This is a genomic window from Candidatus Zixiibacteriota bacterium (assembly GCA_016933955.1).
Classification (GTDB): domain Bacteria; phylum Zixibacteria; class MSB-5A5; order GN15; family PGXB01; genus JAFGTT01.
Map to the genome: position 1 here is coordinate 147,713 of JAFGTT010000027.1, position 25,560 is coordinate 173,272.

Genomic DNA, 25,560 nt, shown 5'->3' on the forward strand with positions numbered 1-25,560 from the left:
AAACGGAGGTATCTATATTCTCAACCTCCTCGCCACAATATAGGTCCGAAATAAATCTTCGCGGAAATCGACATCACCCGGTTTGAGCGAATTTTCAGCGACCCCTCCTTCACCGAGCGAGGCATGGATTATCCGATATTTATCCAGAGCTATGGCCACATGTCCTTCAAAAAAAAGCAAGTCCCCCGGCCGGATATGATCCCGGGCGACTTTTACTCCCATCCGGCGTTGATCCCGGCTGTCGCGGGGTAACGCCAACCCGGCGGCTTTGAATAATGTCTGCACCAGGCCGGAGCAGTCTATACCGTAAGGACTGATCCCGCCCCAGAGGTAGGGCGTCCCGATAAATTTGCGGGCTTCCCTGATTATGAATGACGGCATCGAAGAGCCATCCGGTTTTACAGATAAGGAAGTCAGGTACGATTTTACTAATCGGGATACGTTATTACCGAGTAATTTGGTCTGGGCGTGGCCTTTTGCCACGCTTTCAACCCTTAAACGAGTCCCGTAAAATAAAAATGGTGGCTGAGCAGGCATATTATTCTTTAGGGGTTTCAAATTCGCCGTCAGCGAAACCACCCGGTGGGTCAACTCCCGTTCAAAACGATTAAATATTCGGCGATCAAGGATCATCAGCGCCTTTTCATCGACCCAGCCATTGTAACCGTCGCGCTGATAAACCCTGGCATAGCCATCTCTTATACGGCCGATTTCCAACGATTCATTGTATAACAACTGGCTTTTTCTTTCCGATTGGAATCGCGGTTCGGCTCTTAAATCGGTAATACTCCTGATAACGATACCGTACTTCATACCATTAAATTATGTACACTGCCGCAACATGAAACAATAAAAAAAAGCCGGACGGTTCAAAAAAACCGCCCGGCCGTTGTTAACACAAAGGGAGTTAGAAATTGATCTTACCGGTGAAATACTGGTTGTTGTCGAAAAATTCCGTTTCATTCCAGGAGTATTCGAATGTTACATTGGTCTCTCCGAGTTTCAACACTACCCCGGCGCCGAAAGCCATTCCATAGAGATAATCTTCCTGATCCTGGTCGACCGTATAACCGGCCCGGAGGAAATATTTCTCATCGAAGGCGTATTCGGCTCCAAGACGATAGAGGTCCTTGGAGAAGCTGTTCGATTCGAATGTTCCGTAAAAAGTCGCGCGACTTTGCTCGACATTGAGGAAATCCATCGCTCCGCTGAGCTGGATATACGACGGAAGTTCAAATTGAACCGATTGCGCGCGGAAAGTCTTATTCGGCGAAACAACCGAATTCTGGCCCGGTGCGGGGACATCCCTGTCAAAGCCGGCACCCTCGAATGTCATCCCGGGACCGATATTCTTAAGGACAATACCCAGGCTCAGCCCCCGCCATTTGGTATCATAATTGATACCGAAATCGAAGGCCAAACCGCTGGCCGAAACCAGATCGATCGATTCGTTGATATACATACCGGTGACCCCGAAGGTAACTCGATCGGTCAGAATCCGGGAATAAGTCAACCCGATTACCGAAAGGGCCGGGCTGTAAACATCCCCGGTTCCATCGACCGTTGAGGCGGTTTCGGTAGTTTTGACGATATCGCCGATTGAAAGCACCTTGGCGGAAACGCCGATCGAACCGAAATCCTCAAAGGCTTTGGTTACGCCGAAAAAGTTGAGATCCATGTCGGCGAAATACTGCAGATTGCAGAACATCGCTTCTGTTCCGTCAATCAGAGCCACGCCGGCCGGATTATAAAAAATCGCCTCGGCCCCGACCACATCGGCTCCTATTGCACCACCGAGAGCGGTTCCACGGGAACCGATCGGGATGCGGAGCTCCTGTGCCCCGGCCGTACCGATTTTCCTGTCTGACCCAGCCATACTTACTGCGGCGAAGGTCAGGACAATTATAACACAAATGATAATTGTTTTACTATTCATATTATCTGCTCCTGCCTCCTGTTAATAAGTATTAAGCTGTTCGACTTCAGGGAATACCGCCATCTTGCCATAGGTACTCCCGATTCCGGGAGCTTCCAGATACCAGATGTATATTCCCGCCGCTACAGGAAGACCCTGATCGGTGGCCAGATCCCATATCGCCCAGCTCTGACCCGGTTGTTTGATTTGCAGGTCATCGGATTCCATTGTCCGCACCTTATCGCCAGCCAGATTAAAAATCCGGATAGTGAAATCCTCGGGCACGCCCAGGAATCGCACCTGACGATCGAATTGATCGCGTTCATAGGCTGAATAGGCATAGTACGGATTCGGGACCACCCTGACATTATCCATGGCCGATTTCCCCAGTGCCACATTACCCGTCACAGCCTCAGTTGTCGATATGGTATAAATATCATTGGCGTCAGCCGGATTGGCCCACTGGAATCTGAGAACATCGCCGCTGTCGATCACGGATGAAGCGGCACTCAACTGGATCCAGGCCCCATAAAGGAAATCAAAGTTGGAGCCGTCATAGAAATCTTCGGTGGTATAATCGATATCACCGGTTCCGGCGTCGGACTCGTTGTCTCCGTCATAGGCGGATTTAAGCGGGAACAGGTATTCACGACTGCCATTATCCTCAAAGCTTGGATCCCAGGTGGAATCATAAACACTAGAACCGGCCATTTCGACAAAGGCCGCATTAACCTGATAGTCATTGATAACATCCCAGGCAATAAACGGTACCTGGAAATAACCCTGGTAACCATAATTGGGATCACAACCGCGGCAGTAATTATAGGCTCTCTGCCCCGAAGGATCGCGAGTTATCGGGATATCATCGGTAAACCTTACCTCTACCGTGGTAAATGAATCTATCATGGTTTCAGGATCAAGATAGCCACCCCAGAAATAATATCCGAAATCGCAACCGCCATCGAAGAATGCCCCACCCCAGTTGACACCGGAAAGAGCCTTGCTATGAGCCGTATTATCATTATCGTAATAGACACCCTGGAAGCCGGGTTCATGGGCACCAATCACCTTGAACTGGATACCGTCGAAAATCTCGTAGTTTTCATCGCCCGATTTATTGAACTGCCGTTTAAGCAATCTGTTATCGGTGGTGAGATCCCACAATTCCCAGAACTGGTAAATCCGAACCCATTCCCCGTCCTGATAACCAAGAGTATCATAAGGTACAATGGTGGTATCCCAGGGAATCATGGTGGTATCTACCAGAGTATCATCATAAAGAGGACGGAACCGTACCTGGTAGGTATGGCCGTTCACTTTATTGGGATCGATAATAATCGGTTGAATAACATCGCTTGAAGGAGATAGAAGAGAATCATACCGTTCCTGGACTACCGGTGCCAGGGCCGAACCCCAGTCGGAGCCGGGATTATCATCCTGCGGTGTAATTTCGATAGCCTGGATACGATTCTCAAGGAACCAAAGCCCCTTAGGAATGATAAACTCATCATCGGGCTTGGCCGGGTCGCTCTCATAATCCTGCCAGTCGGTATAGTCATATGAGTATGCGGTTACGGCATAATAATATGTTTTGCCGTTATGCAATCTCCCGCCATTGATAAAGTCCTCGGTGATTTCAAGACCGTACCCTTTACCCTCATCAAGGCCATAAACCACCGGCTGGTAAATGACGTCGCCAAGGTCTGCATTAAGGACGAAATCCTTAAGCATCCCATACCCATTCTTGATATCGAAAGTTTTAATTACCGTCCAGGGACCGACACTTGTTTCGCCCTGGTACACCACATAACCCTCGAATTCATGAGTCGGCTCGTCATATTCAACCTCTGAACGGTTGGTCCAGGTCAGTGTTACTTCGCGATTATAGGCCTGGGCCGTCACAATCGGCCGCGAAGGAGGTTGTGGAATATTGAAATTAACATCATAGGCATACTGAGCCAGGATATCATAGAACTTCAAAGCCGCCACAGAGGATATTCTATCCTTACCCTGACCGACCAGAATCGCGGCCACAACCACCTGGGTATCGCCCGGATTGAAAGTGAACGGACCGGTGCTGAGCATAAATCGCCGATCGGCCGGGTTGGAATCAACCCAGCCTGTTCCGGCTACCGGATCTCCGGCCCCGAAATACGTGGTAGTATCGCCGGTTTCCGGATCGATATAGGGTCCACCTGTTTCGACAGCATCAAGTCCCTTCATGTAATCATATGACTGTTGCGGAATATCCGGGTCGGTTCCATTAATATACTTATTAAAAGAACTCATCCCCAGAATCTTCATGTCCGGATAAACAGTGCTGTCATTCAGGATAGCTGTGTCACCCACCGAAGGAACCAGCGGACCCTGTAAAAAGTCGAATCCGACTGCCGGCGGAGTGGCACCATATGCATTGTCATTATTAGTGGCATTATAACAATAACCGAGCGAAAGAGTCGTGTCGCAACCAACAAAGTCATCCGAGGCACCACCCAGATCGGGATCCGCCCACAGAGAAACAAAAGTCGACTCGATCAAATTGTCGCCCTTATTGATAATAATCCATTTAGCAAAAATGGTATTCCCCAGGGCGCCCGGCAAATCGAAGCCGAAAAATGAAGCCTGTAATTCCACACCGAGCGGTTCGGTCCCCCCGCCATAGGCATTATACATATGGAGACCGCCATCATTAACGGCATCGTCGTTGAAGACAGTCCAGAGCATCTGATCGCCGATCAGAAGTGGAAGATCGGTTAATGTATCAATCGGCGCCCCATCGGCTATCACGTCCGGATCCTGCCATTCCGTATAATCATTGAAATGCAGAGTCGAATCCAGACGGGTATAGGGAATACCATCATTGGTATTCAATCCGGTTTTATTCGGATTTAACCAGACCGAACTGTCACCGTTTATTTTGTAAACTTTATACCTCGTCTGGTCGGCCTGAGCATGACCAGTTATATCCATTGGTCCCTGGATATATTCGGGCGTATCAAAGGCACCAACCGCCAGACGAATATCCCCATCAACCAGACCACCGACCCAGATGCCGGCCGAGAAAAGGACGGTCTTATCGGTTCCGGCAGGAAAATACAGACCGTCATTCTTGGCTGTTTCCAGCAACAAGGACCAGTCCTCGGCATACCCGCCCTGGTTGGTGACAAACATCTGCAGGTTGTTGACGTCTATCATGGTTCGAGTGTCGACTCCCATCGCGGAACCGGGCCCGGCCGGTTTCGCAGTCATTCCCGGAGGCAATGCCACGGCCAGCGAAGACAGGGAAATCAACACCGCCAAAGTAAATATAATGTGTTTTATTTTCATCCTTCATTACCTCCCTGGCTAAAAGCTCATCCTGATTCCAAAGCGAACCTGTCGCGGTATATCGTAGTTACCCGGATCCTTCTCTTTCAATACGTATTTTTCGTAACCAGTCAATCCGGAAGCATCAGAAGCCGTATTATACGTATCCATCCAGTTTTCCCCGGATTCGGTCGTCAACCAATAAGTCGACTCGGCACTTCCCGACGATTCATACACTGCCAGGACATTATCCCCATCGAGAAGGTTCAATACCCAGACATAAACATCGAGATTAGCTCGACCGATGTGGAAGGTTTTGCTGGCTTTCATATCGATCCGGAATTTCCAATCGGAGTACCTGGAATTTACCGGGGCCGCCGGAGTGTATGACACCGAATAAAGAGTAATCGGGTCGGCGTCAAGTCGAACCGGCGAATAAGGCGTTCCGGAGGAAAGATCGAAAACGAAGTTCACGCCGGCGTTTTCCAGAGGATAGATGTTTCCAAGCATTGGGCCTTCACCCCGTCCGGTTCTTATATCGACAATACCGGTAAACTTGTGCCGCATATCAAATACCAGCGGAGCCGTCTGTACCGGAACCTCCGATGATACCCAGGCAATATTCTGCTGGGTGCCGGCAAAAGAACCGGTTCCATTGGCCCAGGAGAGCGTATAGGCCAGATCAAGAGAAATATTGTGCATCCGGCGCATTTTCAAGGAGAAATCCATTCCCTTGATGGTTCCGAAATCCTGATTGAAATAGATCGAATAGGCTTTTGGCTGAGCCGGGAAAGTGGCCACCTGGGTCAGGTTCTGGACATCCTTGTAAAAAGCCGTAACCTGGAAAGCCGTATTATCGCCGAGCTGGTGGTCGATTCCGAATTCGTAGGCCGTTGTTTTTTCAGGCTCCAGATTGGGATTCCCGAAGGGATAGAAATATCCGCCGGAATTGACCTTGTACTCATAGTAATCGTACCCGACATACAGGTTCTGCAGATCGGGACGCTGGAAAAACAGGCCATAGCTGACATGAAATACGGTCTTGTCGGATATCGGGAAAGCAACTCCCAGACGCGGCGAAAGTCGAGTCTCGGCCTTACTGTCTTCCAGATCGGTTCGATCAAGGACAATATTGGTCCCGCCCTCGGGGTCGAACGGATATTGCAGGTTCTTTACCCGTAGAGCCTTGCTGTCGAAATAATCCCAGCGTAAACCGGCATTAACCACCAGATCCTGCCACTCGAATTTATCCTGACCGTAGAATGCCAGGGTAATCGGGTGTTTAGCTTCATTTCTCCAATCCAGATCATCCGTTTCATTCCCGTATTCATCATAACCATAGCGGTCAATATCCTGTGAAGTCGGATTGGTCGGGAAAAGGTGGCGGTAATACCGCAAAGTATGTCTCTGGAAATCGAGACCGAGTTTCATCAGGTGGTTGGGTGTAATCTGACTGGTTATATCGGCGTCGATTCCGATATAACTGGATTTCCTCTTGTACAGGTCATCCCAGACATGCCCTTCATCCCCGGCCAGAATATACATCCGGTCAGTAGTAGTATCATAATCGTAAATATACTCCCACTCATCCGGTTCAGTCTCAATTGAATCAATCAGGGTGGTATCGATGACATAATCGAAAATCGTCTCGGTTTCGCCGTTGATATCATCCCAGCTGTAGAAAAGACCGGTGGCGTCGAACGATGGCTGTCCGTTGGGTCTCTTGTACATTTCCAGATCGTCGAAATGAACACCATCTCCACGGATACGCTTCGTTACAAAATAGCTGACAGATGTCGAATAGAATGTCTCCGGGTTGAGAGTATGCGTCCACTTGGCATACATGGAATAGTTTTCATCTTCGTACTTCGGAGAATGTTCGATATCGAAATAGTAATTGTGACGATATTCTTTCCAATTATCGAACGAATACATTCCGCCGATTTTAAGATTCATGTTGTCGTTGAACTTAAGAGACAGCTTCCCTTGGCCACTCCAGCCCCCAAGGCTGTTGTGGGGAAGCGGATCATCAATAATGGAGGAAGGTTGACGGTCACCCTGCCAGCGTCGTTCGCCGGACAGGAAGAACGACGAACCGGACATGGCTTCCTCGAGAAACGGAATCGGGCCGCCGATATCGACCGAATAGTTATTGTAATCATAATTGTCCGATAGGACATTATCGGTAATAGCCTCGACCGATCCGGCAAATTCCGCCGTTCCTTCCTTGGTCGTGGCATTGATAACGCCGGAAGCCGCCCAGCCATACTCGGCCGGGAAACCGCCGGTCGAAATCTCGACCTCAGCCAGAGCGTTGTTGTTAATGTTGGTCGTCGAAACACCGGAAAGCGGATCCTGCTGCGAGAAGCCGTCGACATAGTAAGCAACTTCCGAAGAACGACCGCCGCGGATATTCAATTGCATTGAATTGGCCGCGGTCTGATGGCCGCCCCGTTGCCGCGTATTGGCGTTATCACGGAAACGCACGACACCCGCCTGTAGCCCCACGATATCTTCGTAACCGCGGGTCGGCAGATTCTGAATTTCCTCGGCTTCGACAACCTTGAGGGATGCCGTTTTGTCTTTAATAACCAGTGGACGTTCGGCTGTCACCACAATTGTTTTCCCCAATTCCAGAGCTTTCCTGGAAAGGGAATAATCAATATACGATGTCAGGTCAACCGAAACATCGACGTTGGTCACTTCGACCGGAGCATAACCGATAAGTTCCGCCTTGAGAGTGTAATTTCCCGGCGGAACGTTGATGATATAAAATTCACCGTTTTCATCGGTCAACGCTCCCATCTTGGTCCCGACGATAGATACCGCCACACCCGGTAAGACTTCACCGGTTTCCTCATTGATAATCTTACCGGATATTTTACCGGTGGTGCCTGCGAGAAGGTCCTGCGGCAATATCAATATTAGTGCCAGACCAAGCACGATCGCCATAGAAATGATTTTTTTAACCAATTCTATAACCTCCTTAAGTTTAAATTAGAATTTTCCGGGGAATAATGAAAAGAAAATTTCCCTCTTCCTCTCACCTCCTTGTGTTAACTGATCCCAAAAGTTTAGCTGTATATGATCAAAAATAAACTATCAAGGAGCCTATTGTCCACATTCTCGGCCATAACTCACCAGCCGCCTGTTGAAAAGGGTAATATCCATATATGTTTACGGCTGATTCATATTAGATTTATGCCAGTTTCTTGTCAACAAAAAAAACCACCGGTTTCTTCCGCTTTTTTGCAGTAATTTCGCACATCCTCATTATTAAAATCGGCTTCGAATCAAAAAAATTAAGCATTTATAGTCCCTTGAAAGGATTTTTACCTTATTTTCGCCCATTTACGGGGATGTCAGTACGAATAAATATTTTCATCGATTTATATATGCCGTTGAATATTACTCCCCCCGGCTGATATAATTAAAATTTATATTTTAAGAAATAAGCGGATTTTTATTCGATTTCCCCCAACAGCCGCAGGGCCCGCATGGCAATAAATTCCGCCGCCAGCTCGAATTCCTTGATTAACTGCCAGGGTTGACCGGACTCCCCGAAACGATCGGGAATTCCGATCATATCGAATGGTACCCGATCCCCGGAGACAGGACGATTCTGCATCAGAGCCGCCGCGATAAGATTTCCCAGCCCTCCGACCTGATGCTCCTCGGCCGTCAGGATCGCACCGGTTTCCACAGAGGCCCGGATGACCGCTTTTTTATCAAGGGGTTTAAGAGTATGCATATTGATTATGCGGGTCTCAAGATCATATTCTTCTTTCAAAATCCAGGCCGCCCTCATGACCTCGGCGCACTCCGGACCGCAGGAAACAATCGCCAGGTCTTCATTTTCATTCTTATAATCCATGGATAGACAAATATCAAAAGCATCCAGAAACATATCCTTCTCGCCTCGGTAACGATAAATATTGGCGATCCCGAATTCAAAAGGAGTTTTTTCATCGCTGACAATTGGTGTCGCCTCCCGTGCAAATCGGAGATATTTCGGCCCGGTAATATCAAACAGCATGCATCTGGTCATCTTTTCCGTTTCCACAGAATCGATCGGCACCCCCAGCCTCATGTTGGGCATTCCACCCATGGCGAAAAAAGACTCCAGTTCCTGATGGGTCGCTCCGTCGGGGCCGACTGAAATACCGCCATGCGCCCCGACAATCAGAACGTTGTAATCGCCATAACAAACCGAAACCCGAATCTGATCGAGATTCCTGGCCGAGGAAAACACTCCGTAGGTGCCAAAAACCGGAATTTTGCCCTCTTTGGCCAATCCCGCCGCAACGGTGGTACCACTCTGTTCGGCCACTCCGACTGATATCCAGCGTTTTCGCCGTTCCGGGTGGTTTTTATAAAAATCCGAGATGGCAATTGAATCTGATATATCGGCCCCGATACAGACAATTCGTTCATCGTCCCCGTATTTATCCAGGGCCCGCCCGAATCCCTTCCGGGTCGGATCCATTTCTACCCGCATATTGGTTTGTTCATTCCACCAGTAATTCTTTGAGAATCGAGGGAGTTTCTCCCCCAGGTCTTTTTCCACCCTTTCCAGATGCGTCTTCCCTATCCGGAAAAAGGTATCCTGGTCGAACTGTTTATCAAGGCCAAGTTCGGCCAGCGCCTGTTTCATCTGTTCCCGATCAGGCGGTCTGCCGTGCCAGCCGACCGCATCTTCCATGAAACTTACTCCCTTCCCTTTTACCGTGTGGGCAACAACGAGAGTCGGCCGGGTCTTTGATGATCGCGCCTGATCGAGCGTAACAATCAGGGCCGGAATATCATGACCATCAACTTCCAGCACATCCCATTTGAAGGCGCGATATTTATCGGCTATGGGATCGATACACTGAACATTGCGGGTATATCCGTCTATTTGCAGCCGGTTTTTATCGAGAATATTCACCAGATTACTCAGCCCGAAATTACCGGCTTCCATAACAGCCTCCCAGATTGAGCCTTCCTGATGTTCTCCATCCGAAGTAATCGTAAAAACCCGGTAATCGCGGCCGTCAAGACGGGCCGCCAGTGCCACCCCCACTCCGACCGATAAACCCTGTCCCAGTGAACCGGATGAAATCTCGACCCCCGGAAGTTCTTTATGATGCGGATGTCCCTGGAAGGGAGAATGCAACATCCGTAGTTTTGCCAGTTCATTTTCCGGGAAATACCCCGAAACCGCCAGCGCGATATATAGCGCCGGTGCCTTGTGCCCGGCTGACCAGATTATCCTATCCCGATCCGTCCAGCCGGGATTGGACGGATCATGCCGCGCCGTCCTGAGATACAACACTGCCAGGACGTCCATCATCGAAAGCGTCCCCCCAGAATGACCGGAACCGGCCGAACAGAGTGATAGCATATCCAGACCGCGCATATAATTAGCCATGGTTTTGAGTTCGTCTTGAGTATATTTTCTAATGGTTTTGCCGGATTTCGAATTGATCAGGGGCATGGATCCTCCGCGATTATTATATCACACGGTTTTATGTCAGGATTGAAAATTAGAGGCGGCAACAGATAAAGTCAATCTTTTTCAGGATAACTTGCGGATAATACGGAGTACTTTACTTTCAAGGTCACTCAAGGAGCTGCTGTTCACGATAACCAGATCGGCCCGGGCGCGCACAGCACGATAAGGTATTTGGGCATTCAGCCGCTGGCGAGCCTCTTTGAGAGTAAACCCTTTATCCATCAGACGCTTTATTTTGACTGCCCTGGGTGCATTGACCAAAATGGTGACATCCAATCGCCGATCCCAGTTCCAGTCCAGTAAAAGGGCGGCATCGATGACAACCATCTCAAATTTTTGCAAAGCCTGTTTGGTTTCCAAGTCCATCTGCCTTAAAAGATGGGGGTGGATCAGGGCGTTCAAACGATCCCTGCTCTTTTTTGATGAAAAGACCAGATCTCCCAGCCGACGCCGCCTGAGACGACCTCCGGGAGTGAGGATTTCCCGGCCGAATATGACGGCCAGCTTTTTTTTAAGAGCTGGGCTTTTCTCGACCACATCTTTGCCAATGCGATCAGCCGAGATAATAAACGCCCCGTGCTTTTTGAACAACGAGGCCACGGTTGATTTCCCGGAACCGATTTGACCTGTGATACCGATCAGCATGGAATTACTTGGCCTCGAGCCAGTTTTGACCCACCCCTATATCCGCCACCACCGGCACTTTCAATTCGACGGCCTGTTCCATACCACGGCGGACAATTTCCTTGAGTTCATCTATTTCATCAACGGGCGCATCGAAAATTAATTCATCGTGAACCTGAAGAATCATCCTCGATTTCATTTTGGCCAGTTTATTATGAATCCGAATCATAGCCACCTTGATCATATCCGCGGCCGTCCCCTGAATCGGCGTATTTATGGCCGTTCGCTCGGCGAATTGCCGAACCTGGAAATTTTTGGCATTTATCTCAGGTAAATAACGAATCCGGTTAAACAAGGTCGTTACAAAGCCATCACGGCGGGCCCTTTCAATAGTCTCATCCATATATTTCTTGATCCCGGGATAGCGCGAAAAATAGGTCTCGATAAATTCCTTCGACTGGGTAATATCCAGCTCCGTCTGCATCGACAGGCCATAGGCGCTGACTCCGTAAATGACTGCGAAATTGGCCGTTTTGGCGGCCCGACGCATCTCCGGCGTAATTTTATCCAGCGCGACACTAAACACTTCGGCCGCCGTGCGGGCATGAATATCTTCCCGGTTTTTAAAGGCCTCTATCAGCTTTTTATCCTCGGAAAAATGGGCCAGAATACGCAACTCTATCTGTGAATAATCGGCCACCATCAGGCGATGATTTTCATCGCGGGGAATAAAGGCTTTCCTGATTCGGCGGCCGATTTCCGTCCGCACCGGGATGTTCTGGAGATTGGGGTCGGTCGATGATAATCTTCCGGTCGCGGCGATGGTCTGATTGAACGAGGTATGAACCCGGCCTGTTTTCTTTCGGATCAACAGCGGGATGGCATCGACATAGGTGTTTTTCAGCTTGGTCAATTGCCTGTAATCAAGGATCAATCGAGGTAAATCATGTATTTGAGCCAATTCCTCAAGAACCTTTACATCGGTCGAATAACCCGTTTTCTTGGCCGTTTTACCCTTTGTAGGTAGATTGAGTTTCTCAAAAAGAATGTGGGATAGTTGCTGAGTGGAATTAATATTGAATTCCCCTCCGGCCTCGGTATAAATATCAGCCGTCAATTTTTCCAGCTGCCCCTCGAGTTCTTTGGAAAAATCCCTGAGATAATCGGCTTCAACCCGGACTCCTTCTTCTTCCATTGCGGCCAGAACCCTGATTAGCGGCAATTCAATATTATAATATAGATCATGAAGTTTTAGTTCGTCGATTTTCGGAGCCAGAACTCCCCGCAGACGATAAGTATAATCGGCATCCTCGGCGGAGTAGAAAGTGGCTTTGTCAACATCCACCGTCGCAAACGATTTTTGTTTTTTACCGCTCCCGATTAATTCCGTGATTGGCTGCATGGTATAATTGAAATGTTCGAAAGCCAGGGCATCAAGGCTGTTCTGGCGGCCGGTTGGATTGACAACATAGGAAGCCAGCATAGTATCGAATGAAATCGGATCAATCTCCAGTCCGGCCCGGTGAAAAACCTCCAGATCGTATTTAATATTTTGACCGATCTTTTGCACTTTCCGGTCAGTGAGTAACTTCTTGAGTAATTCAAAAGCTTTTTCCCGAGGCAGATTCCGCTTTATATCATCATGGCCAACGGGAATATAATAAGCCTTGCCGGCCGCGCCGCAGAGTGATACGCCGACCAGATCGGCGTCAAGAGAATTAAGCGAACTTGTTTCCGTATCAACCGCAATTTCCTTTTTCTTCGATAATTCATCGATTACCCGCTTTAATTCATCCGGATTATCGATACACCTGTAATCTGCTTCTCTTCTGGATTGGCCGTCTGACGTCTGTGATGCCTGGTAGAATAAATCCAGCCGTCCGGTCTGCTTGGCCAGTTCATTAAGTAAACCGACAAATTCCATCTCCATGAAAAATTTTTTGGCCTTTTCGAAATCGATCTCTCCCCTTTTAAGATTCTTAAGGTCGAATTCAATCGGCACGGCGGTATCAATCGTCACCAGACGGCGTGATAGATGCGCTTCTTCAATATGATCCGAAATCTTCTTCCGGACCCCTTTGGCCTTAATTTTATCTATGGAATCAAGAATCTGATCGAGACTGTCGAATTCCTCCAGAAGTGATATGGCTGTTTTGGGACCGATTCCCGCCACACCGGGGACATTATCCGAGGAATCGCCCATCAGGGCCAGCATATCAATTACTTTTTCAGGCGGTACCCCGAACTTCTCCTTTACACCCTCAGAATTCAGTTTTTCCGGTGGAGATGAACCGCGCTGGGGATTGTAGATTTTCACCCGGTCATTGACCAACTGAAACATATCCTTATCCCCGGAGACAATCCAAACATCCATCCCCTTTTTCTCGGCGGCGCGGGCCAGCGTTCCGATAATATCGTCGGCCTCATAACCCTCCATCTCCAGGGATGGAAGTTCCAGGGCCTCTGTCGCCTCGCGGATACGCGGCAATTGCAACACCAAATCATCGGGCATCTTGGCCCGGGTCGATTTATAATCAGGATACATTTGGTGCCGGAAAGTCGGCGCCTTGGTATCGAATACCACCGCGAAATAATCGGGCTTCTCATCCTTGATAACTTTCAAGATGGAATTGAGAAACCCATATGTGGCCGAAGTGTTTTCACCTTTGGAATTTATCAGGGGATTCCGGATAAAGGCAAAATAGGCCCGATAGAATATGGCCGAACCATCCACCAGATAAAGGCTTTTGCCATTCATTGATAAAGCCTCTTGTTTTCGATATAATGGTAAACCACTTCCGGCACAAAATACCGAATCGACTTCCCGGATTTTATCCGTTCCCGGATCATGGTCGAAGACAACTCCAGAAGAGGCATATCGAATATTTTAACCTGTTTGTACCATAGCGAATCTTTGCCGTCGGGTCCGAATCCGGGGCGTTTGCCGACCACAATGTTCACTTCTTCGATTAATCTTTCCGGCTGATGCCACGAATCGAATAGATCAATATTGTCGGCTCCGAGAACCAAATACCAATCGGTGATCCGGGGATATTTCGATTTCAATAAATCTACAATATTCACAGTATACGCCGGGAGAGATAAATCCTTTTCCAGATCACTGGCCAAAAACCGTTCATTGTCGGCGATGGCCAAACTGACCATTTCCAGGCGTTCTTCAAATGAAGCCTGAGGCTTTTTCTCCCGGTGCGGGGGATTGAAACTGACGAGAAAAAGAACCCCATCCATGTCGAAAGCGCGCGCGGCATTTTCTGCCAGGGCCAGGTGCCCGTAATGAATGGGATCGAAAATCCCACCCATAATACCCCAGCGGCCGCCCTTATCGGGATTCGCCCGCGGCATTTACCGTCTCCAGGGTTCGGTTGATTTTGGCGACATACTCCTCCGCCCTGGAAATCAGTTCATGGGTGGGATAAATGGTAATAAAGCTGTTGAATTTCTGAAGGGCTTCGGGATATTTGCCGTTTCTATATTGTGATTCGCCCAGCTTGAACAAGGCCGGCGGAGCATATGATGTCCCGGTATAATTATCGATGACTTCCTGGAAATATATGGACGCCGCCCTGTAATCATACATTTTGAAATAAGTCATGCCGTTCTCATACGATTTGCGGGCCAGGATTTCTTCTCCCTCGAGAATCGAGGCCCGGGCATTTTCCGCCAGGGGCGAATCGGGATTATCCATAATAAAATCGCGAAGCATCTGGATCGCTTTCTTCAGATCTTCCTGATCCAGGGCGTAATGTTTTGGCGAATTTCTTAAATAACTTACCGCCTCCATGTACTGCGCTTCATCGACATAATCAGACTGAGGGTAATTTGACATCAACCGGCGGAATTCTACCGCCGCCAGTTCATAATCCTCGTTTTCGAAATACGACATTCCCAGTAAATACTGAGCCGTATCCACCACCATCGATCCCGGGAAATTAAAGATTACTTTCTGAAATCCCTCAACCGCGGTCAGCCAGTGTTTTTTATTGAATTCAGCCCGCGCCAGATCGAGTTGTTCCTCCGGGGTAGCCGCCATTCGAACCACCCGGGGACTGCACCCGATAATAAAAGCCAGCAACACTAATCCCGTAATTATATGAATTGACTTATTCATCAGCTTTGGTATTTCTCCTTCAGCATTTTGTAGTTTTCCATGACTTTATCCAGATACGATCTCGGTAACGGTTCGTTCAGACGAACCCGGCTGCGCAGGGCGGTTTCTCCCATATTATAAGAAATCAGGGCTTTACGGACATCTTTGAATTTCAGAATCATCTCGAAAAAATGCAGCGAGCCCATCTGAATATTCAATTCCGGCTGAAACAGAGTTTTCTGATCCTCCCACTCGATTCCCATCTTGCCGGCCAGAGATCGGCCCACAAACGGCTTGATCTGCATCAGCCCCCGGGCACCCTTGGATGATACCTGGCCTCTCTTGAAGGATGACTCGGTGTAAATCATGGCCATCAGGAAAAGAGGATCATAATCATATTTGCGGCATTCCGAAAAAATGACCTCGGTCAGTTGTTTTTTCTCCTCATCATTGAATCCGATTTGAAAATCCTCGATTACCTGGAGAATCTGCAGTTTCTCTTCCAGTTCGCTGATCCGGGATTGCTGGAAATCAATCTGTTTTTCCAGGTCGAAACGGACTTTAACCAGGTAAATAATCAGGATGGATTGCGACAGGTAAATCAGAACAAAAAGCACGGCCACCGGTTTGGACAGAAAAATTCCCAGGCGATTATATTCTACCATAATTACCCACCTGCCTTTTCGGCGATTAGATCATAGCCTTCGGCCATGACTATCCTGGCCTTGACAATATCCCCGACCACCAGACCCTCGCCTTTAACATATACCTGTTGATCGATCTCAGGGCAATCCCCCATCGACCGACCCACCGCCGGGGCACCCTGCCGGATTTCGTCAATTATAACCTTTTGTATTTTGTCAATCAAGCTAATATTTTTCTCGAAGGCAATCCCCTGCTGGAGTGACATGAGAATGTCCTGGCGTTCGGCCGCCATTCGCGCGGAAGGCCGCCGGCCCATTTTAACCGCCGCGGTTCCCTCTTCGGGAGAATAGGCAAAGACTCCCAACCGATTGAATTTGAAAGATTCCATGAATTCATGCAATTCTTCAAAATCCCGTTCTGTTTCTCCGGGAAATCCGGTTATGAAGGTAGTCCGAATAATATTCTCCGCCGAGGCCTGCCTGATTTTCTCAAGCAGGTTTTCAATCTCCCGACGGGTCACCCTGCGATTCATCTTTTTCAGAATTTTGTCACTGACATGTTGCAACGGGATATCGAAATAGCCCAGGACCTTAGCCGAACCTGTCAGGTAATCAATTAATTGCTTGGTAACGGCCTCGGGATGAAGGTACATCAGCCTGATCCATTCCACCCCCGCCACTTTCTCCAGAGCTTTGAGAAGATCTATAATATCAGTGCCGTCCTTTGAATCGCGACCATATCCCGAACCTTCCTGAGAGACAAGGATCAGCTCTTTCTTGCCCCGTGAAGCCAGCAGTTGTGCCTCATCAATTATTTCTCTGATTGGCCGACTTCGGTAACGTCCCCGGATATACGGAATGGCGCAATAGGCGCAATAACGATCGCAACCCTCGGCGATTTTCAGATAGGCATAGGGGTAGCTTTCCTCGACATATCGAATATCCCCGGAAGTGTATGTTAATTCGGAAGCAGGGTCTCTTACCAGATAACCTCCGGTCAAATTGCTGTCAAGCCGCTCAATCAGGGCCTCGATCTTACCCAATCCGAAAAATCCATCGACACCGGGAATATCCCTTTGTAAATCCTCTCCGTAGCGTTGCGACAAACACCCGGTAACAAAAAGCTTCTTGATCCTCCCCCGCTTTTTCTGCTCCTCAAATTGCAAAATCTCAGCGATTGATTCCTCCTTGGCCGGAAGAATAAAACCGCAGGTGTTGACAATAATCGCTTCGGCTCCTTCAGAATCAGCTACCAGTTCATGGCCCAGTTGTACCAGGCGTCCAGCCAGATAATCGCCATCGACATCATTCTTGGGACAACCCAGCTTTTTTATATAGAATTTCATGGAATCAGAGCAGTTCGATGACTTCTACTGAATCAGGCAGACGCAAATTGAAAATATCGTCATCGATGGAATCGTAGAATGTTTCTTTCAAAATATTGATCCGGTTCAAATCACCGTTGAGATCGAAGTATTCGATAGAGGCCGGAGATTTCTTATCAATTGAAATGGTCAGGGAATCCGGCGGTTGCATCCCGCACTCCGGGATTTTCGTCAAACGATACTTACCGGGGATGTTTGATTTTTCGGTTTTATAGCAGTGATCGAAATCCTTTATAAAAGACAGCTGATTTTCGAAATATTCGCCTTCCTTAAGGCAATCCAGCGTGACCTGGGCATTCTCGGCCGAATATTCCCGGATACAGGTGCCGTCAAAAAGGTAAAAATCATCATTGATATCGGCCCGATATCGGTCATCCGAGGCGATAGTGATTTCTCCCCTGGAGGTATCAATTTCATCGAAAACATCTGAAACCACCACAATTTCGACCTCAAGTTGGATCATCGCCGCCCTGGAATATTCCTGTTTCTTCATCTCCAGAGGATCCCCGGTTTCCGCATCCACCAGCGATAATAGCGGCAGGAGTATCAGTCCGAATATCCTTATTATGGTTTTGATCATATTGATTTATACGCCGTGGGGAATCAGGAGTTCGAATCGGTTAAGGATCTCGAAGACATCAATTTCTCAAGATACGAGCTGTCCACCAGCACCTCTCGGGCCTTACTGCCGTCATATTTGGAGACCACCCCGGCCTCCTCCAGTTGATCGATCAGCCGGGCCGCCCGCTGATAACCGATTCCCAGTTTTCTCTGTAACAGCGAGACTGAGCCCTGTTTATGGCGAATAACCGTTTGAGCGGCCTCAATAAACACCGGATCACTCATATCCACATCCTGCATTTCATCATCATCATCGGGCTCCGCCCGGCCCTCGGTCTTCTCCACTTTGGGGAACTGGTCGGTGATAAATTTGACCAACCCGGCTGTCTCTTCGCTGGAGATATAGGCCCCGTGAAGCCGGATCGGTTCCGGCTGACCGGTCTGCAGAAACAACATATCGCCGTTTCCGAGCAGTTTTTCGGCTCCATTACCATCGAGAATGGTTCGGGAATCGACTTTGGTCGCCACCTGGAAACCGATTCGCGCCGAGAAATTGGCCTTGATTAGGCCGGTGATAACATCGACCGAGGGCCGCTGGGTGGCCAGCACCAGGTGTATCCCAACCGCCCGGGCCATCTGGGCCAGGCGGGTAATCAGCATTTCTATCCGCGATGATGACGCGGCCATCATCATATCCGCCAGTTCATCGACAATAATGACAATATAGGGGATGCGCTCCTCCGGGTTTTTCTGGCGGGCGTTGAAATCAGTTATATTTCTTACTGCCACCGCCGCCAGTTTTTTGTACCGGTTTTCCATCTCCACCACTGCATCCGAGAGGACCTTTTCGGCGCGCTTGGCATTGGTCACTACCGGCCGGCCCAGGTGAGGAATCCCGGCATAAACCGACAATTCCAGCATCTTGGGATCGATAAAAATGAATTTCAATTCTCGGGGATGCAGGCGATATATAAGTGATGTTATCAGGGCATTGATGCATACCGATTTTCCCGAGCCGGTCGCCCCCGCGATCAACAGGTGCGGCATTCTGGCCAGGTCGGTGACAAAGGGCCGTCCCGATATCGTCTTCCCCAAGGCCAGCGGCAACTGCACCCGTTTGTCGGAATAGATCTCTGAGGCAATAATCTCTTTTAAATAGACCATCCGGGCTTTCCGATTGGGAATTTCTATTCCAACCGCCGCCTTGCCCGGTATCGGAGCGACAATCCGAACCCGTTTGGCCTGCAGGGCCAAGGCCAGGTCGTCCGACAGGTTGACAATCTGATTAACCTTGATGCCCGCGGCCGGCTTGAATTCAAAACGGGTAATTACCGGACCGGGATATTTCTCGATATTCCCCTGAATCGAGACATGAAATGTTTCCAGAGTATCCTTGAGCGATCGGGCCGTGAAAGCCAGTTCATCGGGACTGACCGATGGACCATTGACCGGATTATCACTCAGCAAATCGAGTCCCGGGAAGACATAATCTTTGGTTTCCCGACCGACCGGAACGGTCGGTGTTTTAAGTTTGAGCCTGCGGGCCGAGTCTTTTTTCCCGGTTCGTTCCTGCTTGCGCTTCCCGGTGGCCGTACCAACATCTCCCGATAATTCGATTTCCTCTTCGATTTCACTCATATCAGGATCGACCAGCTCATCACCAATATTATCATCCGTTGTATAATCAGCTCCCGGGGATTTTTCCGGTAATTTGAACCGAAATATGGATAAAAGCCCTCCGGGGACCTTTCTTATCCCGGCCCAGGTCAAATGAACTATTCCCGAAGGTGTCATAAGGGTCGGAAGTTTCAACCTGGCTCTTAAACCGGGATAGGCAAAACCCATAATTACCAGTCCGGCCATAATCGCCGCCCCCATAATCAGAATCGATCCGATCCGGCCGAAAATCTTCACAATCAGAACTGTCAGATAATAAAACAAACACCCACCATTGACCCCGGTATAACCGGCGGTATAATCGACCTCGGTAATGATATAAACGTTGGCAATCATAGTGATCAGGGCGCAGGCGGCCGTCACGAAAATCAAGGCCGGCTTTATCCGAGCCCGCCATCCAAAATCAAGTAGCCGAAAAGCCAGCATGACCAGAAAAGGCGGTATGAATATGGATAACCAGCCGAAAAAGATAAAAAAGAGGTATGAGGAAAGAGCCCCGATTATTCCCACCTGGTTTTGATAATCGATTTCCCAGGGATTATCGAAATCAGTTATCCGTCGGTCATCCCAGCCCGAGTGAGTCACCAGTGAAGTCAGGATCAACACCGACAATAAAATCAGAAGAATCCCGAGAATTTTTCTTTTTTTGCCGTTGGTTGTCTCTTTTTTACTCCGTCTTGCCATAAATCAAAAACCTGTGTTTAGAATATCAAGTTATACTATGCCGCATGACAGGTCAACCAAAATAAAAAAAGGCAGAGAGAGTTGTTCTCTGCCTTATCGCTTTGAAACAGTATGGCGGCTATTTCTTAACAGCCTCCTTGAGGGCTTTACCGGCGCGGAAATGCGGGACTTTGCTGGCCGGGATATTTATCTTTTCACCGGTCTGAGGATTGCGTCCCATACGCGCCTTTCTCCTTGAAACAGAGAACGTGCCAAAGCCGACAAAGCTTACTTTCTTGCCTTTCTTCAGATTCGTCTGAACATTCTGGAAGAAACTGTGCAATGCATCCGATGCCTGACGCTTATTGATACCGGCGTCGGTGGCGATTTTGGCAATCATTTCTTCTTTGGTCATAGCACAATCCTTTATGCTTTAAGTTAAAGGTTTAATGGCACTTGATATAAAAAAACAGGGCCCGCCCCGGGCCTGTCAACAAAAAAAATTCTTCATACTCAAAAAATGCCTTATTTTTGCGGCCTGGCAGATGCCTGTTGAACCATTCAATTACAGATAAGGTGCCCTTATCCCAGATTCGGATTTTTCGAATTTTATATCCGGTATGGAAATGATATTCAACTTAAAATAGTAACCGCGGTTGGAACCATCGGGAACCCAGTAAAATTGCCCCTGCCAGCAATGTAAATTCTTGGTTATTTCAATTCGCCGGCTGACCGTTTTATCGTTCCTGATGTCGTAGGATTGGGAATAAGTGACCCTGATACTCGGGCTTAGATTAATCGTCCCGCTCAGGCTGACAGTATGGGTTTTTGTAAACGACGAACCCCGGCCGTATTCCTCATAATGATGACTCACCGAGACATTCCAGTTCTGGTTGGCACCCGAACCGCCGCCGAGCAGCCCCCCGGAAGTCGTATCCGGTTCCATGTATTCCCAGAGTATTCCTCTGGCGCTGAAGGTCGTGGAAAAACGCATACTCAGTAAATACGGCGACCACCACTCCAGCTTATCGGTCTCGGGATTATAGAGGTCATGAGTGAAACTGGCATCGACCGAGATATTATAGTCCTTTAAAAGCGGAGTGCGGACGGTCGTGGTGAGATAGGAAAACTTGCGGCCTTCAGCCTTGAAATCATAACTCAGGGAATTACTGATCGTCAGGATATCCAGCTTTTTATATTCCTCGCCCGATTTAACCTTGGCCTGGAAGGTCTGACCGAGAGAGAAACTCATACTTTTCGATTCCGATCCGCCTCCGCCGACCCCGGTATAAGATTTTATATCATTATGACTGGTTATCTCAGGCGACCAGGAGAAGGTCACGCTTGGTGATATGACATGACGGATACTTTCCAGTCTGCACAGCTTCGGATTTATTGTCCCGTACAGGTCGGTCGAGGCCCTTAATGATGTACTGTAGGCATAACGGCGGTAAAATTGCGAAGCATCGATTCCCTTATCGAGACTCTGATCGGTTTCATAAATTTTGTACCAGGTCTCCCGGTATGACACCGATGGATTCAACTTGAGATATTGGAATAAATCAAACGGCGCCGATAATGAGGCGCTGTGATCAAGGGTCATATATTCTCTCCGGCTCCTGACTCCGGCTGTATCGGTTGTCCTCTGGCTGTAATTATTAAGATTGTTCCGATAATTGAGAATAATATTGTTATACCAGCGGCGAATTTCCCGTCCCTCATCATCTTTGGCGGCGGCCCCGAATATCTGCCAGGGAGGCAAACTGAGAGCGGCGGTGGGAAACTGATCGGTCCGTTTTTCGGCATCGAGATCGACATTATGAATAAACTGGACCGAAAGAGAGGTATTGCCCCAGCGTTTCGATATCGACACCTGACTTCTTAAATTCTTATTCAGACGATCATCAAGGTCGGTGGAAAAATCAGTATAATAACTTTTATCAGAAAGAAAGGTCCCGCTGGCCTTGATGGAAAAGGTCGGACTGATGGTATGGGAATGATCGAAATTGAACTGCCAGCGTTTGGTTTTCTTTTCATCAACGCCGACATACTGGGTCTCATCGGCATATGATCCGGAAACGGAACCGGACATGATATAACGGATATTGTAGCGGAAGGTGCTGCGGTAATTCATGCCGTAATTCTCATTGTAATCAAGGGCGGCCAGAATATCCCAGTACTCCGAAGCCGCCCAGTAATATCCCACATTATGGATATAGCCGTCGGTCCGCTCGAAGTTGCCAATTTGAAAAGACAAAAATCCCGAATGACGCCCGGCTTTCAGGGGAAAGACATAATAAGGGATAATCATCAGCGGCAACTTCTCAATATAAAAAACCACCGGCCGCGCAATCACCTTATCCCCCTGAATCATTTTCATATTATGCGAGCGGAAATGAAAATGCGGGCAGTCCAGATTGCAGGTTGTGTAGGTGCCATCCTCGACATAATACACTTCCTTCTCCTCGCGGAATAATTCCCGGCCGCGATAATAAGCCTCCTGGTAATCGGATTTCGACTGCAATATTAAACCTTTCTCGGTGTCCATCGAATATTCCATATAAGATCCGAGAATTTCCTCGGTCCCGTCCTTCAAAATGACGGGAATATATACCAACTCGGAATCATTGACCATCATGGTATCATCGTACGCCGTCACCATTTCTTCCGAGGTTCCGTATTTAATCTGATGGGCCGTCAGGGAAACGGTTTTATTTTTTACAAAGGCGTTTCCCGTCAGGACGATAGTGGAATCGACAATGGAATAATCTATTTTATCCGAGGAATATTGAACCGAATCCTCGATAAAAGTACGGCCGGAATCACCGGTTTTATATTTCCCGGAAAGATACTCCCCCTCGGCCCCGCCCAGAACCTCGACCGCCCGCATATTCCGGTCTTCCATAAAGAGCTTGATAATGTCGCCCGACACGGTGTTTTTAACGACTTCGGAGCTGTCGGCCGATCCCGGGAAATAAAAAGAATAAGCCTGACCCGAGGCCACGATATTGTTCAGCTCGCCTTTTTCAAGATTGAATCTGATTTCTGACGCCCGAAGTTCCGACAGGTCAAAGACAGTCGTATCCTTACGGGCAGGTTCCCGGAAATCCCCTTCGGCCCGTCCCCAGACATGGATTTTCTCCAGGGCCGCATGCTCGCCGTACAGTATCAGCGTGTCCCCCCGTACTTCCGATTGCCGGATTCTGGCCGATGGTTCCTCAAGCAGGAGAAGAATATTGTCATCCATATACATAATGGCCCGCCCTGAACGTGACTCGGTCTCTCCCTGACTGATAACCACTTCACCATCGGCATAGCCGATTTTCCCGAGGGCATCTATGGCCACCCGATCGGCATCGATTTGAACCATTCGACTGCTGTCCTGGTAACTGAGATAAACAGCAGGGCGATCGGCCATGCGGAAGAGCGATGAATCGCGGCTATAATAGGCATTATTGCCGACCGCCATCACCGAATCCGATTGCGATATGATAATTACGGTATCACCCGAAGCCCTGGCGCTGTTGGCATTGATATCATAAATTACCCGATGAGCGGAAAGCTGGTAAACTGTATCCTGCACAAAAACATGGCCGACCAGAATTATACTCTCCCCTTTGATCCAGATGGCGGTATCGGCCATAAGAATACCATCATCGCGGCGGAAAACGACCGAATCGGTGATAAAAATGGTATCCCGGTCTAATCCCCGAATAAACTCATAAGTCCCTGAATAATCAAGATAAAGCGGCGATTTTCCGGTGGCCCCAAATGATACCGATCCGATAACTGTCAGAAACAGCCATATTAAAATCAGCCTGCGCAATCTCTATCCGCCCAGTTCCTGTTTAAGAATGTTTATCAGATTATCCGAAATTTCTGATCTTTTATCAAGAGGAATACCGCCCACCTGGGCGAAAGCCCGGTTGCCCCCGCCACGACCGCCGAAATTCTCCATAAATATCCGCGCCATATGCGAGGCATCAAACCCGCTGTCCTCACTCGCCGCCATTAATACCTTATCATCGGCTAAAAGGACCACCGCAACCTGACCTTTTTGCACCAGCACTTGAGCCAATTCCCGAAGGTTTTTTATATCAATTCCGTCAAAACGATCGACTACCAGGTATCCGCCGGCTATCGGGACGGCATTCTTAATCAGGCTCTCGGCCCTAAATGACATCATCTGCCTGTTTAAATCTGTAAGATCCCTCCGAAGTGAAACATTCTGTTCCAGAATTTTCCCGACCGATCCATCAAGATCGGTGAAATGGCAGGTGAGACGGCCGACCAGACTGGTCAGCACCTTATGTTTTTCACGATAATCAGTGACCGCCTGTCGCCCGGTTAAAAATATTATCCGAACATGCCCCCGTATTTTTTCCTGTCCGATAATTTTTATCGATCCGATTTCCCCGGTTCGGCGGCAGTGCGTTCCGCCGCAGGCGGTGTAATCGAAATCGCCGATTCCGATAATGCGGTACTCCCCGCCCCCCAATTCCGGGATTTTCCTGATCGGCATATTGCCCAGTTCTTCCCGGTCATAATAGCCGATTTCGATCGGATGATTTTCCATGACAATCCGGTTGGCCAGATCCTCGGCGGCTTCCAACTGATTTTCATCGATTTCCGCGACGGATAATTCAATTGTCGATTCTATCTCCCCCAGGTGAGCACTGACGGTTTTCGCCCCGGCCGTCCTGATAAAGGATTGGGAAAGAATATGCTGGCCGGTGTGTTTGCGTCGGTTATCCAGACGCCGCTCCCTATCAATTTTGCCTTCAACCAGGGTGCCGATATCCGTCTCCCAATCAGCGACAACATGCACTACTTCATCGTCTCTCTTCAATACGTTGATGACGGTTTTATTATCCAGAAGGCCGGTATCAAATAACTGCCCCCCGGATTGGGGATAAAAGGCCGTCCGGTCGAGTATAATTTCCCAGCCGCCGTCAACCTGATCGGCGGATATTACCCGTGCCGTAAAATCCAGCATTTCACCATCATTAAGATAAAGTTTTTCCGTCATGAAAGGATCCGTCTCCATCCTTTTCAGGTATCAGGCACCAAATGACCGGTCATCCATTGATTATACATTTATCCGGTCGCCCGGAATATAAACATTGATCTTAATTTTGTCATGACCATGATAACGCAAATTGGCAATATGACGATTCACATTT

16 protein-coding genes are annotated in these 25,560 nt (G+C 48.6%); all 16 read right to left on the reverse strand.

Going from position 1 to position 25,560, the window contains the following annotated elements; translation table 11 throughout:
- Positions 1–12: 12 nt before the first annotated feature.
- Entirely contained in the window at positions 13–813 is an 801-nt protein-coding gene (locus JXQ28_09605) for a C40 family peptidase (protein ID MBN2277988.1), read from the reverse strand.
- A gap of 94 nt (positions 814–907) precedes the next feature.
- Positions 908–1,936 carry a PorV/PorQ family protein gene (locus tag JXQ28_09610; protein MBN2277989.1) on the reverse strand — a complete coding sequence of 343 codons (1,029 nt, stop codon included), beginning with the start codon at positions 1,934–1,936 and terminating at the stop codon, positions 908–910.
- Between the two features lie 21 nt (positions 1,937–1,957).
- Positions 1,958–5,242, reverse strand: coding sequence for a hypothetical protein (locus tag JXQ28_09615; GenBank protein ID MBN2277990.1), 3,285 nt, complete (start codon positions 5,240–5,242; stop codon positions 1,958–1,960).
- A gap of 18 nt (positions 5,243–5,260) precedes the next feature.
- Positions 5,261–8,194 carry a TonB-dependent receptor gene (locus tag JXQ28_09620; protein MBN2277991.1) on the reverse strand — a complete coding sequence of 978 codons (2,934 nt, stop codon included), beginning with the start codon at positions 8,192–8,194 and terminating at the stop codon, positions 5,261–5,263.
- 490 nt (positions 8,195–8,684) lie between these two features.
- A complete protein-coding gene (locus JXQ28_09625) occupies positions 8,685–10,697 on the reverse strand; it encodes a transketolase (GenBank protein ID MBN2277992.1) in 2,013 nt (670 codons plus the stop codon).
- Between the two features lie 81 nt (positions 10,698–10,778).
- Complete coding sequence (locus JXQ28_09630; GenBank protein ID MBN2277993.1) at positions 10,779–11,360, reverse strand: dephospho-CoA kinase; 582 nt, start codon at positions 11,358–11,360, stop codon at positions 10,779–10,781.
- A 4-nt stretch (positions 11,361–11,364) separates the two neighbouring features.
- Positions 11,365–14,097: a DNA polymerase I gene (gene polA / locus JXQ28_09635; GenBank protein ID MBN2277994.1), complete on the reverse strand. Its 2,733-nt coding sequence runs from the start codon at positions 14,095–14,097 to the stop codon at positions 11,365–11,367.
- Positions 14,094–14,702 (reverse strand): nicotinate (nicotinamide) nucleotide adenylyltransferase, encoded by a 609-nt coding sequence (gene nadD, locus JXQ28_09640; protein ID MBN2277995.1) that lies wholly within the window; start codon positions 14,700–14,702, stop codon positions 14,094–14,096. Before nadD ends, polA begins: the two co-directional genes overlap by 4 nt.
- A complete protein-coding gene (bamD, locus tag JXQ28_09645) occupies positions 14,680–15,468 on the reverse strand; it encodes an outer membrane protein assembly factor BamD (protein MBN2277996.1) in 789 nt (262 codons plus the stop codon). The genes nadD and bamD overlap by 23 nt, the downstream gene beginning before the upstream one ends.
- Positions 15,468–16,112 (reverse strand): lytic transglycosylase domain-containing protein, encoded by a 645-nt coding sequence (locus tag JXQ28_09650; protein MBN2277997.1) that lies wholly within the window; start codon positions 16,110–16,112, stop codon positions 15,468–15,470. The genes bamD and JXQ28_09650 overlap by 1 nt, the downstream gene beginning before the upstream one ends.
- Before the next feature lie 2 nt (positions 16,113–16,114).
- Positions 16,115–17,437, reverse strand: coding sequence for a 30S ribosomal protein S12 methylthiotransferase RimO (gene rimO, locus JXQ28_09655; protein MBN2277998.1), 1,323 nt, complete (start codon positions 17,435–17,437; stop codon positions 16,115–16,117).
- A gap of 4 nt (positions 17,438–17,441) precedes the next feature.
- Positions 17,442–18,056 (reverse strand): hypothetical protein, encoded by a 615-nt coding sequence (locus JXQ28_09660; protein ID MBN2277999.1) that lies wholly within the window; start codon positions 18,054–18,056, stop codon positions 17,442–17,444.
- Between the two features lie 23 nt (positions 18,057–18,079).
- Positions 18,080–20,398 carry a DNA translocase FtsK 4TM domain-containing protein gene (locus JXQ28_09665; protein MBN2278000.1) on the reverse strand — a complete coding sequence of 773 codons (2,319 nt, stop codon included), beginning with the start codon at positions 20,396–20,398 and terminating at the stop codon, positions 18,080–18,082.
- A 118-nt stretch (positions 20,399–20,516) separates the two neighbouring features.
- The gene (locus tag JXQ28_09670; protein MBN2278001.1) at positions 20,517–20,792 is read right to left on the reverse strand and encodes an HU family DNA-binding protein; all 276 of its coding nucleotides are present in this window, start codon (positions 20,790–20,792) and stop codon (positions 20,517–20,519) included.
- A gap of 150 nt (positions 20,793–20,942) precedes the next feature.
- Positions 20,943–24,203, reverse strand: coding sequence for an LPS assembly protein LptD (gene lptD / locus JXQ28_09675; protein ID MBN2278002.1), 3,261 nt, complete (start codon positions 24,201–24,203; stop codon positions 20,943–20,945).
- 3 nt (positions 24,204–24,206) lie between these two features.
- A complete protein-coding gene (locus JXQ28_09680; protein ID MBN2278003.1) occupies positions 24,207–25,406 on the reverse strand; it encodes a hypothetical protein in 1,200 nt (399 codons plus the stop codon).
- Between the last annotated feature and the right edge of the window lie 154 nt (positions 25,407–25,560).